This is a genomic window from Spirillospora sp. NPDC052242, from assembly GCF_040679555.1.
In the GTDB taxonomy this organism is placed as follows: domain Bacteria; phylum Actinomycetota; class Actinomycetes; order Streptosporangiales; family Streptosporangiaceae; genus Spirillospora.
Genome location: NZ_JBFAUZ010000018.1, coordinates 38746 through 51211 on the forward strand (window position 1 = coordinate 38746; position 12466 = coordinate 51211).

The 12466-nt window shown below is 71.8% G+C and carries 16 protein-coding genes; 10 read left to right on the top strand and 6 right to left on the bottom strand.

Features of this window, described 5'->3' with window-relative positions:
• Positions 1-93 precede the first annotated feature (93 nt).
• The gene (locus AB0L25_RS16755) at positions 94-561 is read left to right on the top strand and encodes a barstar family protein (protein ID WP_500172894.1); all 468 of its coding nucleotides are present in this window, start codon (positions 94-96) and stop codon (positions 559-561) included.
• 13 nt (positions 562-574) lie between these two features.
• Here the strand turns inward: AB0L25_RS16755 and AB0L25_RS16760 are convergent, their stop codons facing one another.
• The 3 genes from AB0L25_RS16760 to AB0L25_RS16770 form a co-directional block, all read right to left on the bottom strand.
• The gene (locus AB0L25_RS16760; protein WP_500172896.1) at positions 575-943 is read right to left on the bottom strand and encodes a DUF4190 domain-containing protein; all 369 of its coding nucleotides are present in this window, start codon (positions 941-943) and stop codon (positions 575-577) included.
• Between the two features lie 190 nt (positions 944-1133).
• The gene (locus tag AB0L25_RS16765; protein WP_500172898.1) at positions 1134-1904 is read right to left on the bottom strand and encodes a deoxyribonuclease IV; all 771 of its coding nucleotides are present in this window, start codon (positions 1902-1904) and stop codon (positions 1134-1136) included.
• A 153-nt stretch (positions 1905-2057) separates the two neighbouring features.
• On the bottom strand, positions 2058-2384 hold the full coding sequence (locus AB0L25_RS16770; RefSeq protein WP_500172900.1) for a hypothetical protein: 327 nt from the start codon (positions 2382-2384) through the stop codon (positions 2058-2060).
• 204 nt (positions 2385-2588) lie between these two features.
• On the opposite strand from AB0L25_RS16770, the gene AB0L25_RS16775 reads away from it, so the two are divergent.
• The 6 genes from AB0L25_RS16775 (at position 2589) to AB0L25_RS16800 (ending at position 5678) form a co-directional block, all read left to right on the top strand.
• On the top strand, positions 2589-2789 hold the full coding sequence (locus tag AB0L25_RS16775) for a hypothetical protein (protein ID WP_500172902.1): 201 nt from the start codon (positions 2589-2591) through the stop codon (positions 2787-2789).
• 189 nt (positions 2790-2978) lie between these two features.
• Entirely contained in the window at positions 2979-3269 is a 291-nt protein-coding gene (gene rpsF, locus AB0L25_RS16780) for a 30S ribosomal protein S6 (protein ID WP_026403975.1), read from the top strand.
• 37 nt (positions 3270-3306) lie between these two features.
• Positions 3307-3849, top strand: coding sequence for a single-stranded DNA-binding protein (locus AB0L25_RS16785; RefSeq protein ID WP_500172904.1), 543 nt, complete (start codon positions 3307-3309; stop codon positions 3847-3849).
• A 139-nt stretch (positions 3850-3988) separates the two neighbouring features.
• Positions 3989-4225, top strand: a complete 237-nt coding sequence (gene rpsR, locus AB0L25_RS16790; RefSeq protein WP_026403973.1) for a 30S ribosomal protein S18 — start codon at positions 3989-3991, stop codon at positions 4223-4225.
• 19 nt (positions 4226-4244) lie between these two features.
• Positions 4245-4691 (top strand): 50S ribosomal protein L9, encoded by a 447-nt coding sequence (gene rplI, locus AB0L25_RS16795; RefSeq protein WP_500172907.1) that lies wholly within the window; start codon positions 4245-4247, stop codon positions 4689-4691.
• A gap of 279 nt (positions 4692-4970) precedes the next feature.
• A complete protein-coding gene (locus AB0L25_RS16800; protein WP_500172909.1) occupies positions 4971-5678 on the top strand; it encodes a peptidoglycan recognition protein family protein in 708 nt (235 codons plus the stop codon).
• 9 nt (positions 5679-5687) lie between these two features.
• Here AB0L25_RS16800 and AB0L25_RS16805 read toward each other — a convergent pair whose 3' ends face one another.
• A complete protein-coding gene (locus tag AB0L25_RS16805) occupies positions 5688-5876 on the bottom strand; it encodes a hypothetical protein (protein WP_500172911.1) in 189 nt (62 codons plus the stop codon).
• Positions 5877-5968: 92 nt separating this feature from the next.
• Positions 5969-7294 (bottom strand): MATE family efflux transporter, encoded by a 1326-nt coding sequence (locus tag AB0L25_RS16810; protein ID WP_500172913.1) that lies wholly within the window; start codon positions 7292-7294, stop codon positions 5969-5971.
• Between the two features lie 337 nt (positions 7295-7631).
• Between AB0L25_RS16810 and dnaB the strand changes: the two genes are divergently transcribed.
• Positions 7632-9854 carry a replicative DNA helicase gene (gene dnaB, locus AB0L25_RS16815; protein ID WP_500172915.1) on the top strand — a complete coding sequence of 741 codons (2223 nt, stop codon included), beginning with the start codon at positions 7632-7634 and terminating at the stop codon, positions 9852-9854.
• Between the two features lie 54 nt (positions 9855-9908).
• On the opposite strand, the gene AB0L25_RS16820 is transcribed toward dnaB, so the two are convergent.
• Positions 9909-10871, bottom strand: coding sequence for an aldo/keto reductase (locus AB0L25_RS16820; protein WP_500172917.1), 963 nt, complete (start codon positions 10869-10871; stop codon positions 9909-9911).
• Positions 10872-11005: 134 nt separating this feature from the next.
• Here AB0L25_RS16820 and AB0L25_RS16825 point away from each other — a divergent pair, with 134 nt between their 5' ends.
• Entirely contained in the window at positions 11006-11584 is a 579-nt protein-coding gene (locus AB0L25_RS16825) for a TetR/AcrR family transcriptional regulator (protein ID WP_500172919.1), read from the top strand.
• A 73-nt stretch (positions 11585-11657) separates the two neighbouring features.
• A complete protein-coding gene (locus AB0L25_RS16830) occupies positions 11658-12440 on the top strand; it encodes an oxidoreductase (protein ID WP_500172921.1) in 783 nt (260 codons plus the stop codon).
• Positions 12441-12466: the final 26 nt, after the last annotated feature.

Sequence of the window (12466 nt, forward strand, 5' to 3'; positions counted from 1 at the left end):
ACGTATGGTTTTGCGGGGGTTTATGGGGCATGATCGCCGTTGCCCGGGACCCCGCGGACGCGGGGCGCGCGAATCCACCGGGGAGATGACGACGTGGACGCGAATCGAGCACTGGACGAACTGATCGCCGGACGCCTGGCACCGGGCGTCTACCAGTGGCGGACGCCCCCCGCACCGGGAGCGCTCGGCGACGCGGCCTGGATCGAGCGGGCCGGCGAGGCCGGCTGGCGCGGCTTCCACCTGGACGGACGCCGCGCCTCCGACAGCGACGAGTTCCTGCGGCTGTGCGGCGAGACCTTCGGGTTCCCCGAGGGGGTGGGCACCACCTGGGAGGCCCTGGAGGGCGCCCTCACCGACCTGTCCTGGGCGCCCGCGAAGCACGGATACATGGTGCTGTACGAGTCGTGGTCCGAACTCGCGGAGGACGACCAGTCGGCGTTCCGCGCGGTGCTGGACCTCTTCGCCGGGGCGGTCAAGCGCTGGCGCGACACCGCCACCCCCATGACCGTGCTCCTGTCGAGCGTCGGCGTGGAAGTGGCGGGCGTGCCCCGGCTCGCGTGAGGGGCCGGTCGGTCTAGTAGGTGCCGGTGCTGCTCCACAGCGTGATGGCACCGATGATGTAGAGCGCCCAGACGAGTCCCCAGAGCACCGTGACGATGTACCCCATGACGAGTCCCGCCGTGGCCATGCCGGAGCCGCCCTCGCGCGTCCGCCGGATCTGGGACTGCGCGACGTGCCCGAAGATGATCGCCAGGATGGACGTGAAACCGCAGAACACGATGCCGATCAGCCCGCACACCATGGAGGCGGTCGCCATGCCGTTGGTCGGGGGCGCCGACGGCGGACCGTAGTGGTGGTGCTGCACCGCGGGCTGGGGCTGGTAGGACTGGGCGTACGGATCCTGCGACCCGTAACCGTAGGGGTCGTAAGGGGGCTGTGCCATGGGTTCCCCGTTCGGTTCGCGCGCCACCGGCGAGATCGCGCGTGCGCGGAGGACTGGTCGGATTAAGCCAGTGTGACCCACGAACGGATCACGGCGCCATCCTGTGTGTTGTCGAACGGGTTAGACGCCGCCCGCGCCGCCCCGGTTCCCCCGTTCTCCAGGGAAGATCGCCTCGTCCGGAACCGGACGGTCAGCCGAGGTTCTCGCGCAGCCAGGCGATGTCGTCGGCCTGCCCGGCGGCCGGGGTCTCCACCACGACCGGCGCGCCCGCCGCCCGCACCACGGTGAGGATGAGGTCGGTGTCGATGCTGCCCTTGCCGAGGTTGGCGTGCCGGTCGGCGCCGGAGCCGAACGCGTCGCGGCTGTCGTTGCAGTGGACGAGGTCGATGCGTCCGGTGATGGCCTTGATCCGGTCGACGGCGTCGATGAGCGCCTCGCCCGCCGCGTGCGCGTGGCAGGTGTCGAGGCAGAACCCGAGCTTGGACTCCAGCCCCGGGACGCCCGACAGCACCTCCCAGAGCCGGGCGATCCGGTCGAACTTCCGGGCCATGGCGTTGCCGCCGCCCGCGGTGTTTTCGATGTAGACCGGGATCGGGCACTCGACCCGCTCGAACACCTTGCGCCAGTTCTCGAAGCCGGTCTCCGGGTCGTCGTCCTTCAGCACGTGCCCGCCGTGCACGATCAGCGCCTTCGCGCCGATGGACGCCGCCGCCTCGAGCTGCTGCGTGAGGTTCTTGCGGCTCGGGATCCGGATGCGGTTGTTGGACGTCGCCACGTTGATCGTGTACGGGGCGTGCACGAACACGTCCACGCCGGACCCGGCCAGCGCCTCGACGCCCTCGGGCAGGACGGGCTTCTTCCACCCCTGCGGGTCGCCCAGGAAGAACTGCACGACGTCGGCGCCGACGGCGCGGGCGTTGTCCAGCGGGTTGGTCTGGTCGACGTGGGCTCCGATGCGCATGACACCGAGGTTAGCCGCGGGGGACGACAGCGCGGTGCGACTTCGCCCACGCCCGGCACGCGCCCCGGCGTGCGACTACGCACGCGGGGCCGCTTCCCGGCGCCGCGGAGCGGGGGCGGGCGCGCGGGAGAGCGGTCCTCGCGGCGCCGGGTACTAGACGGAGAAGCCGCCGTGGCTCAGCGCGAACGCGCCGCCGAGGAACGCGGCGACCATGCCGATGACGTTGAGCCACCGCTGGTTGATCGTCCCTGAGATCATCTGGGAGTAGAGCGCGAGCGGGAGGCCGATGACGGCCGCGATCGCGCCGGGGAGATGGGTCGCGGGGATCCAGCCCAGGACGAGGGCGGCGATCCCGATGGTGATGGAGGCGGCGGCGAGCGCGTTCCCCACCGCGTGCGATTCGGTCTGGACGTCGGGACGCGCGGTCACGCCCGGACCGCTCCGGGCCGTCGGCCTGCTCCCGGCTGCCTCCTGTGGCATCGGACCTCCTCGTGGTGTGTCGCCGCTCGGCCGGCGGGCCGGTCGACCGGACGGACGGTGATCTAAGGGTTCCCGGGACGGATGAGGATCAACCTGCGAGCCCGGGCGGAAAATGTCGGCGGCACCCGGTACGGTCGAACACGGATTCGAGAACGAGTCGAGGCCGTCCCCGGGGGGAAGCGGGGAGAAGGCGGAGGCGAGGCAATGGACCACAGCGAGCTGGCGCTGATCGGGGACGCGGAGCTGGTGGAGGAGTTGACGCTGCTCACGACGCAGACCGCGCGGATGCGCGCCCGCATGACCGACATCATGACCGAGCTGGAACGGCGGCGCTGCGCGAAGGCGGCCCGTCCCGGTCCGCGTTCCGGCGGCCGCCAGGGCGCGCGTCCCGGCGCGCGCCACTGACGGCCGCCCCGCGCGGCACCGCCGACGTGCGGAACCCGGTCACGGGCGACCTGCCGAGTTGGTAGCCTGTATCGGTCCCGCGGCAGGTCCGCCCGGCGATCCGGGCAGCCGACCACCACGGGAGACGCAACAGCCCTCCTGTCACGGAGAGACCGTGACCGCACCAGTCCAGAGGAGGTAGGGACCAGCATGCGTCGTTACGAAGTCATGACGATCCTCGACCCCGGCATCGACGAGCGCACCGCTCCGGCGGCCCTCGAGCCGTTCCTGAAGGTCGTCAAGGACGACGGTGGCAGCGTCGAGAAGGTCGACGTCTGGGGCCGCCGTCGCCTGGCGTACGACATCCAGAAGAAGTCCGAAGGCATCTACGCGGTGGTCGACCTGTCGGCTGAGCCCGCCACGGTCAAGGAGCTCGACCGGCAGCTCAACCTCAGCGAGTCGATCCTCCGCACGAAGGTCATCCGTCCCGAGGTCCACTGAGCCAGGCTCAGCCCTCAGATCAGCCGGAGCGAGCCCCATGGCAGGCGACACCGTAATCACCATCGTCGGGAACCTCGTCGAGGACCCGACCCTGCGTTTCACCAGCAGCGGCGTACCGGTCGCCTCCTTCCGCATCGCCTCGACGCCGCGGTCGTTCGACCGCCAGTCGGGCGAGTGGAAGGACGGCGAGACGCTGTTCATGTCCTGCAGCGTCTGGCGGCAGGCGGCCGAGAACGTGGCCGAGAGCCTCCAGCGCGGCATGCGGGTGATCGTGCAGGGCCGGCTCAAGTCGCGGACCTACGAGACCCAGGGTGACAAGCGCACCGTCTTCGAGATCGACGTCGAAGAGGTCGGCCCGTCACTGCGCAGCGCCACCGCCAAGGTCAACAAGACCCAGCGGCAGGGCGGCGGAGGCGGCGGTGGTTTCGGCGGCGGCGGTCAGCAGGGCGGCGGCGACGGCTTCGGGGGCGGGCAGCCCCAGGGCGGGTTCGGCGGCGGCCAGCAGGGCGCACCGGCCAACGACCCCTGGGCCACCGGCGGCGGTGGCGGCGGCGGCTACAACGACGACCCGCCGTTCTAGCGCCTTCCCCGGCGCCGGCCGGCACCCGTCGGCGGTCCCGTGCCGCCGCGGTCCCAGACGTCCGCCGCACCCCGGCGGAAAAATGAACCAGCACACGTCCATTCCCGCGTGAGCGGGGCTCTCCCAAAGGAGCACCACGATGGCGAAGCCACCTCCGCGCAAGCCGAAGAAGAAGGTTTGCGTGTTCTGCCAGGAGAAGATCTCCTACGTCGACTACAAGGACACGGTCCTGCTGCGGAAGTTCATCTCCGACCGCGGCAAGATCCGTGCCCGGCGTGTCACGGGCAACTGCACCCAGCACCAGCGCGACGTCGCCACGGCGATCAAGAACGCCCGCGAGATGGCGCTGCTGCCCTACACCAGCACCGCGCGCTGAGGCCGGGGGGAAGCAGACCATGAAGCTCATCCTGACCCAGCAGGTCTCCGGGCTCGGCGAGCCCGGTGACGTCATCGACGTCCGCGACGGCTACGGCCGCAACTACCTGATCCCGCGCGGGTTCGCCATCCGGTGGACGCGCGGCGGCGAGAAGGAGATCGACTCGATCAAGAAGGCGCGTTCGGCCCGCGAGATCGCGACCGTCGAGCACGCCAAGGAGGTCGCCGACCAGCTCGGCGGCCTGCGCGTCACGCTGCGCACCCGGACCGGCAGCAACGGCCGCCTGTTCGGCGCGGTGACCGCCGCCGACATCGCCGAGGCGGTCAAGGCCGCCGACGGCCCCGACCTGGACCGCCGCCGCATCGAGATCGGCAACCCGATCAAGACCGTCGGCACGCACCGGGTCAGCGTCCGGCTGCACTCGGACGTCAACGCCACCATCGACGTCAACGTCGTCGAGGGCTGACGCCCGCACCCGCACGGCCCCGAAGCGGCCCCCACGCGTCCACCGCGTGGGGGCCGCTTCACGTGGTGAAACGCCCGTGAACCTCCCGGTGCTTGGGTGATCGACAAGCGCCGGATACGTTCCGTTACTAGATCACTACGGGGGCGGAAGGGGACGGAGTTGAGCGTGCGATCGGGGGAGGACCCGGGATTCGAGCCGCCGGTGTCGCGCCGGACGGTCATCCGCGGGGCCGTCGGGGCCGGCCTACTCGCGGCGGGGCTCGCGCCGCACAATGGGGCCATGGCGGACGAACGGGCCGTCGGGGCGCGCCCCGGCGAGCAGCCGCCGCCCGGCGAGGGGGCGGTGCTCGGCGAGGGGGCGGTGCTGCGGGCGCACGAGCCCCGGGTCTACACGCGCGAGGACTGGAACGCCCGTCCGCCCAAACGCGCCGCCGAGGTGCTGAACCGGGCACCGGACCGCATCGTCGTGCACCACACCGCCACGGCGAACAGCAAGGACCGATCCCTCGCGCACGCGTTCGCGCTGTCCCGCAGGATCCAGAAGTGGCACATGCAGGACAACGGCTGGGACGACGCCGGCCAGCAGCTCACGATCAGCCGCGGCGGCATCGTCATGGAAGGCCGCAACCGCAGCCTCAGCTCGATCCGGGCCGGGAACCTCGCGGTGGGCGCGCAGGTGCTGCACCACAACGACCACACCATCGGCATCGAGAACGAGGGCACCTACACCAAGAGCGGTGTGCCCGACCGGCTGTGGGGCTCGCTGGTCGAGGTGTGCGCGTGGCTCTGCGAGCAGTACCGCCTCGACCCCGCCGACGCGATCGTCGGGCACCGCGACTACAACTCGACCGCCTGCCCGGGCGACCGCCTCTATCGAAGGCTCCCCGAGCTGCGCCGCGAGGTCGCGAAGCGCCTGGACGGGCCGCCGAAGGGCGGCGGCGGATACCCGGAGGCGCCGATCTTCCCGCCGTTCGATCCGTTCGGCTGACCGCGCCCGTCACGTGTCGCGGGAGGTGTAGCCGGTGCGGCGGCGGGCGATCTCGGGATCGAGCTCCTCGACCAGCGACCAGATGCCGGCGACCCGCTCCACCAGCGTCTCCGGAGGCAGCTCGGCCAGGCCCTCCGCCGCCAGGTCGTCGATCGCCTGCGCGAGCCGGGCCAACCCCTCGCCGTCCGTAGAACACATGTTCGAATAGTAGTGAGCGTGGAGCATGTGGCGTGTGTGCTTTGCCGATTCGATACGCACACTGTCGAACACGTAACGTGACTCCGCGTAGCTCAGCGGACGGCGCCGGTCACCATCCAGCGGTCGCCGCGCGCCCGCAGACCGAGCGTGAGCATCCGCGTGCCCATCCACAGCCCGATCGCGATCCACAGCCCGACGAGCCCCGCGCCCGTCCAGTACGCGACGAGCGCCGCGGGCAGGAACACCAGCGTCGCGACGAGCGTAGTCGCCGCGAGGTACGCGCCGTCGCCCGCGCCGATCAGGATGCCGTCCAGCACGAACACCACGCCCGCGACCGGCTGCAGCAGCGCGACCAGCAGCAGCGACGCGAGCAGCAGGTCCCGCACGGCGTCGTCGCCGGTGAACAGCCCGGGCAGCCACGGCCGCGCGACGAGGATCAGCACGCCGAACAGCACCCCGCAGACGATCCCCCACCACACCATCCGGCGGGTGACCACCCGTGTCCCCGCGACGTCCGACGCGCCCAGGTACCGCCCGGTGATCGCCTGCCCGGCGATCGCGATGGCGTCGAGCGCGAACGCCAGCAGCGTCCACACCTGGAACCCCACCTGGTACGCCGCGATCTCCGCGTCGCCCATCCGCGCCGCGATCGACGTCCCCGCGATCAGCACCACCCGCAGCGCCGCCGTCCGCAGCAGCAGCCCGAACCCCGCGGTCGCCGCCGTCCGCAGCCCCGCCACGTCCGGCCGCACCGGCGCCCCGTGCCGCCGCGCGCCCCGCAGCACCACCGCGACGTAGACGGCCGCGCTCGCCGTCTGCGCGATCACCGTCCCCCAGGCCGAACCCGCGATCCCCCACTCCAGGACGACCACGAACAGCACGTTGAGCACGAGGTTCGCGCCGAAACCCCCGACGGACACGAGCAGCGGCGTCCGCGTGTCCTGCAGGCCCCGCAGGACGCCCGTCCCCGCGAGGACCACGAGCATCGCGGGAATGCCGAACAGGCTCACCCGCAGGTACGTCTCCGCGTACGGCGCCACGTCCGGCGAAGCCCCGAACGCGTCCACGATCCCCGGGACCGTCCACCACGCCGCGGCGACGATCACCGCGCCGATCGCGAGCGCGAGCCACATCCCGTCGATGCCCTGCCGGATCGCGGCCCGCAGGTCCCCGGCCCCCACCTGCCGCGCCACGCCCGCGGTCGTCCCGTACGCGAGGAACACGCACAGGTAGACCAGGGTGCTCAGCGCCTGCCCCGCCACGCCGAGCCCGCCGAGCTGGTGCGTGCCGAGATGCCCGATGATGGCGCTGTCGGTCAGCAGGAACAGCGGCTCGGCGACGAGCGCGCCGAACGCCGGCACGGCGAGCCGCAGGATCTCGCGGTCCTGCGCGGTCACGAGGCGACGGCGGGGGTTCATCACCGCTGAAACCTACCAGCCTGTAACCGGCGAAACGGGGTTCACCCCTTACCGGGAACTTCTCGGCCGACTTTCTTTCCCCCACACCCGGTGGATGACGTCATCCCTGGTCAGCGGCGCGCCAGGCGATCTTGTGGAGAACTTTCCCCAGAGTTGTCCACAGGTCGTGCACAAGCTCCACGGCGTGTTTGCACAGGTTGTCCACAGAGTTGTCCACAGGCCGCTTTGCTCCCCGCCCGCCGCGGTCGGGAGAATGTCCGACGCCTCGGATAGACCTGAGACGCACGGGCGTCGCGCGGACGGGGCCGCCGCCGTCCGAGATGAAGGGGGTGCAGCCGTGAGCGTGTCCGACCTCGGGCCTCATGAGCAGGAGTTCGAACGCACTCCCCCGCACGACATCGCCGCCGAACAGGGCGTCCTCGGCGGCATGCTGCTCTCCCAGGACGCCATCGCCGAGGTCATCGAGGTCCTGCGCACCTCCGACTTCTACCGGCCCGCGCACCAGATCATCTACGACGTCGTCCTCGACCTCTACGGCCGCGGCGACCCCGCCGACGCCGTCACCGTCTCGGGCGAGCTGACCAAGAACGGCGAGATCAACCGCATCGGCGGCGCCCCGTACCTGCACACGCTGATCTCCTCGGTGCCCACCGCCGCCAACGCGGGCTACTACGCCAAGATCGTCCACGAGCGCGCCGTGCTGCGCCGCCTCGTCGAGACCGGCACCCGCATCGTCCAGATGGGCTACGCCGCCGACGGCGCCGACGCCGACGAGGTCCTCGACCGCGCCCAGGCCGAGGTCTTCGCCATCGCCGAGAAGCGCGCCGGCGAGGACTACGTGCCCCTCAGCGAGATCATGCCCGGCGCGCTGGACGAGATCGAGGCGATCGGCAGCCGCGGCGGCCAGATGGTCGGCTGCCCCACCGGCTTCGCCGACCTCGACGCCCTCACCAACGGCCTCCACCCCGGCCAGATGATCGTCGTGGCCGCCCGCCCCGCCATGGGAAAGGCGCTGGCGCTGGACACCCCCCTGCCGACCCCCACGGGCTGGACGACCATGGGCGAGGTCCGGGTCGGCGACCGCCTGATCGGCGCCGACGGCAGGCCGACCCGGGTCGTCGCCGCCACCGAGGTGATGCACGGCCGCCCCTGCTACGAGGTCGAGTTCTCCGACGGCGAGGTCATCGTCGCCGACGCCGAACACCAGTGGCGCACCACCGCCCGCGCCGTCTGCCGCCCCTCCCCGGCAGGGCACCTCCGGCTCCGGCCGGGCGGGCTGCTCCGCGGCGCCGAGCCGGGCCCGGCGATCGGCACGATCAGCCGCCAGTTCGGCGTCTGCGCGCCGAGCGGTCCCGACCCGCGCCGCACCGCCGAACGGACGGCGATCCGCACGACGGCGGACATCCTCGCCACCCTCCACCGCGACGGGCTCGCCCACACGGTCGAGGTCGCGGCGCCCTTCGACCTCCCCGAAGCCGACCTCCCCGCCGACCCCTACCTCCTCGGCCTCCGCCTCGGCGCCGGGCGCGCGGCGCACCTGCCGGACGCCTGCCTGCGCGCGTCCGTCGAGCAGCGCCGGGCCCTGCTGGACGGCCTGCTCGACACGGCGGCGAGCACGGGGGAGGACGGCCGCGTCCGGTTGACGCTCGCGGACGAGCGCCTCGCGCACGCCGTCCACGAACTCCTCGTAAGCCTCGGCGGACGCGCCACCGTCGAACCCGCCGACGACGGCCGCGCCCACCGGGTCGTCCTCGGCGACGCGCAGGCCCGCCGCATCGTGGACGTGCGGCCGGTGCCGAGCGTGCCGGTGCGGTGCGTCCAGGTCGACAACGACGACCACATGTACCTGGCGGGGCGCTCGTGCGTCCCGACGCACAACTCGACGCTCGCGCTCGACTTCGCGCGGGCGGCGTCGATCAAGCACGGGCTGACGTCGGCGTTCTTCAGCCTGGAGATGGGCCGCAACGAGATCACGATGCGGCTGCTGTCGGCGGAGGCGCGGGTGGCGCTGCACGCGATGCGGTCCGGCACGATGCAGGACGAGGACTGGACGCGCCTCGCGCGGCGGATGAGCGAGGTCGCCGAGGCGCCGCTGTTCATCGACGACTCCCCCAACATGTCGATGATGGAGATCCGGGCGAAGTGCCGGCGGCTGAAGCAGCAGCACGACCTGCGCCTGGTGATCATCGACTACCTGCAGCTGATGACGTCCGGGAAGCGGGTGGAGAGCCGCCAGGTCGAGGTGTCGGAGTTCTCCCGGTCGCTGAAGCTGCTCGCGAAGGAACTCGGCGTCCCCGTCATCGCGCTGTCGCAGCTCAACCGAGGCCCCGAACAGCGAACGGACAAAAAGCCCATGGTGTCCGACCTTCGCGAATCGGGCAGCATCGAGCAGGACGCGGACATGGTGATCCTGCTGCATCGGGAGGACGCGTACGAGAAGGAGTCGCCGCGGGCCGGTGAGGCCGACCTGATCGTCGCCAAGCACCGTAACGGCCCGACCGCGACCGTGACCGTCGCCTTCCAGGGCCACTACAGCCGGTTCGTCGACATGGCCCAGTAGCGGACGAGCGTGCCCCTGCGCCCGCGGAGGCGGGGCAGGGGCCGGGCGGGCGGGTCAGATCCAGGTGGGGAGGGCGCCTTCGGCGTAGCGGGCGCCGAAGCCGCCGGTGGGCAGGATCCCGGCGACGGCGTCCAGGTCGGCGGGGGTGAGCCGGAGGTCGGCGGCGGCGTTGTTCTCCTCCACCCGGGCGGCGCTGCGGGTGCCGGGGATCGGCACGATGTCGTCGCCCTGGGCGAGGATCCAGGCGAGGGCGAGCTGGGCGACGGTGGCGTCCTTGGCCGCGGCCAGTTCGGTGAGGCGGTGGACGGCGTCGAGGTTTTTCTCGTAGTTGCCGGGCTGCCAGCGGGGGTCGTGGTTGCGCATGTCGGTCGCGTCGTAGCTTCCGGCGGGCTTGGCGGTGCCGGTGATGAAGCCGCGGCCGAGCGGGGAGTAGGCGACGAAGCCGATGCCGAGTTCGCGCAGGACGGGGAAGAGCTCCTCGACGTCGCGCTCGAACAGGGAGTACTCGGTCTGCAGGACCGAGACGGGCTGGACGGCGTGGGCGCGGCGGATGGTCTGCGGCCCGGCCTCGGACAGGCCGAAGTACCTGACCTTGCCGGCCTCGATGAGCTCCTTGACGGTTCCGGCGACGTCCTCGATGGGCACGTCGGGGTCGACGCGGTGCTGGTAGAGGACGTCCACGTGGTCGACGCCCAGGTGGCGCAGGCTGTTGTCGAGGACGTCGCGGATGTGGTCGGGGCGCGAGTCGGTGCCCATCTCGCGGGTGAAGCCGAACTTGGTCGCGATGGTGATCTCGTCGCGGAAGGGGGCGACGGTCCGTCCGACGATCTTCTCGTTGGCGCCCCAGCCGTACAGTTCGGCGGTGTCGAAGTGGGTGACGCCCAGTTCGTGGGCGCGGCGGATGGCGGCGGCGCCCTCGGCGTCGTCGCCGGGGCCGTAGGCGAGCGAGATGCCCATCGCGCCGTAGCCGATGGCCGAGGTGACCAGGCCCTGACGGCCCAGAGCGCGCTGCTGCATCGTGGATCCCCTCCTGAGAATCGAACCGGGTTCGGTACGTGCAGCCTAGGGGGCGGAGTTCGCCCGGGAGGGGATCGCCGCATGCCGGGACGTGTTCTTGACCTACAGGTCAAGAATCGTGTACCGTTCCGGGCATGGGAAGGCCGAAGCAGTTCGATCCGGACGTCGCGGTCGAGCGGGCGATGCAGGTGTTCTGGCGGAAGGGCTACGCCGGGACGACCCCGCAGGACCTGGTCGACGCGATCGGGATCGGCAAGGGCAGCCTCTACAACGCCTTCGGCAGCAAGCACGGCCTGTTCGAGCGGGCGCTCCGGCGGTACCGGGACGACCAGGCCGCCGCGCTCGTCGAGCTGCTCGAGCGTCCGGGGCCGGTGAAGGAGCGGCTGCGCGGGGCGCTGGAGATGCTCGTGGCGATGGACCTCGCGGACGAGGGCCGGCGCGGCTGCATGGCCGTGAACACGGCGGCCGAGCTGGGGCGCGGTGACCCGGAGGCGAGCGAGCTCGTCCGGCGGATGCTCGACCGGACCGAGGCGGCCTTCCGCACGGCGGTCGAGGAGGGGCGGCGGGCGGGGGAGATCGCGCCCGAGCGCGACGCGGCCGCGCTCGCCAGCCTGCTGGTGAACACGGTCGTGGGCCTGCGGCTGCTGGCCCGTGTCGCCGAGGGGCCCGAACGGCTCGACCGGGTGATCGACGGGGTGATCGACTCCCTCTGAGGTTTCGCACGGCGGTTCGTCCGCCGATTTTTTCCGCCCTAATTTTGTACCTGTAGTTCAAAAAGGAGACGTCATGCAGCTGAACCTCGACTCGAAGACCGCCGTCGTCACCGGTGCCAGCCGGGGCATCGGCCTCGCGACCGTCCGGACCCTGGTGGACGAGGGCGTGCGCGTTGTCGGCGTCGCCCGCACGATCACGCCCGAACTGGAGGAGACCGGGGCGCACGCGGTGGCGGCCGACCTGAGCACGGCCGACGGCGTCGCCGCCCTCATGGACGAGGCGTTCGCCGAACTGGGCGGCATCGACCTGCTGGTGAACAACGTCGGCGGCGGGGACGCCGTCGAGCCCGGCGGGTTCCTCGACGTCGACGACGCCGCGTGGGGCTCGATTTTCGACGTCAACCTGATGAGCGCCGTCCGGGTGACGCGCGCGGCGCTGCCGAGCCTGCTCGAGCGGCGCGGGTCGATCGTCAACGTGTCGTCCATGAACGCGCGGATGCCCGCCGCCGGTCCGGTCGCCTACAGCGCGGCGAAGGCGGCGCTCACCGCGGTGGGCAAGTCGCTCGCCGAGGAGTTCGGGCCGCAGGGGGTGCGCGTGAACACGGTGTCGCCCGGCGTGGTCCGCACCGCCATCTGGGAGGACCCGGACGGCTTCGGCGGCAAGATGGCCGCGGCGTTCGGGGTGGAGCACGCCGCCCTGCTGGAGGGGATGCCGGCCGCGGCCGGGATCACCACCGGCCGCATCACCGAGCCCGGCGAGGTCGCGGCGCTGATCGCGTTCCTGCTGTCGGACGTCGCGGGCAACATCGTCGGCGCCGAGTACCTGATCGACGGCGGCTCGGTGAAGGCGAGCTGAACCGACGGTTCGTCCCCCGCAGGAGG

Coding starts and splice junctions, on each gene's coding strand:
- AB0L25_RS16760 (WP_500172896.1), bottom strand. CDS start 943: ATGGCACAGCCCCCTTACGACCCCTACGGTTACGGGTCGCAGGATCCG.
- AB0L25_RS16765 (WP_500172898.1), bottom strand. CDS start 1,904: ATGCGCATCGGAGCCCACGTCGACCAGACCAACCCGCTGGACAACGCC.
- AB0L25_RS16770 (WP_500172900.1), bottom strand. CDS start 2,384: ATGCCACAGGAGGCAGCCGGGAGCAGGCCGACGGCCCGGAGCGGTCCG.
- AB0L25_RS16775 (WP_500172902.1), top strand. CDS start 2,589: ATGGACCACAGCGAGCTGGCGCTGATCGGGGACGCGGAGCTGGTGGAG.
- rpsF (WP_026403975.1), top strand. CDS start 2,979: ATGCGTCGTTACGAAGTCATGACGATCCTCGACCCCGGCATCGACGAG.
- AB0L25_RS16785 (WP_500172904.1), top strand. CDS start 3,307: ATGGCAGGCGACACCGTAATCACCATCGTCGGGAACCTCGTCGAGGAC.
- rpsR (WP_026403973.1), top strand. CDS start 3,989: ATGGCGAAGCCACCTCCGCGCAAGCCGAAGAAGAAGGTTTGCGTGTTC.
- rplI (WP_500172907.1), top strand. CDS start 4,245: ATGAAGCTCATCCTGACCCAGCAGGTCTCCGGGCTCGGCGAGCCCGGT.
- AB0L25_RS16800 (WP_500172909.1), top strand. CDS start 4,971: ATGGCGGACGAACGGGCCGTCGGGGCGCGCCCCGGCGAGCAGCCGCCG.
- AB0L25_RS16805 (WP_500172911.1), bottom strand. CDS start 5,876: ATGTGTTCTACGGACGGCGAGGGGTTGGCCCGGCTCGCGCAGGCGATC.
- AB0L25_RS16810 (WP_500172913.1), bottom strand. CDS start 7,294: ATGAACCCCCGCCGTCGCCTCGTGACCGCGCAGGACCGCGAGATCCTG.
- AB0L25_RS16820 (WP_500172917.1), bottom strand. CDS start 10,871: ATGCAGCAGCGCGCTCTGGGCCGTCAGGGCCTGGTCACCTCGGCCATC.
- AB0L25_RS16825 (WP_500172919.1), top strand. CDS start 11,006: ATGGGAAGGCCGAAGCAGTTCGATCCGGACGTCGCGGTCGAGCGGGCG.
- AB0L25_RS16830 (WP_500172921.1), top strand. CDS start 11,658: ATGCAGCTGAACCTCGACTCGAAGACCGCCGTCGTCACCGGTGCCAGC.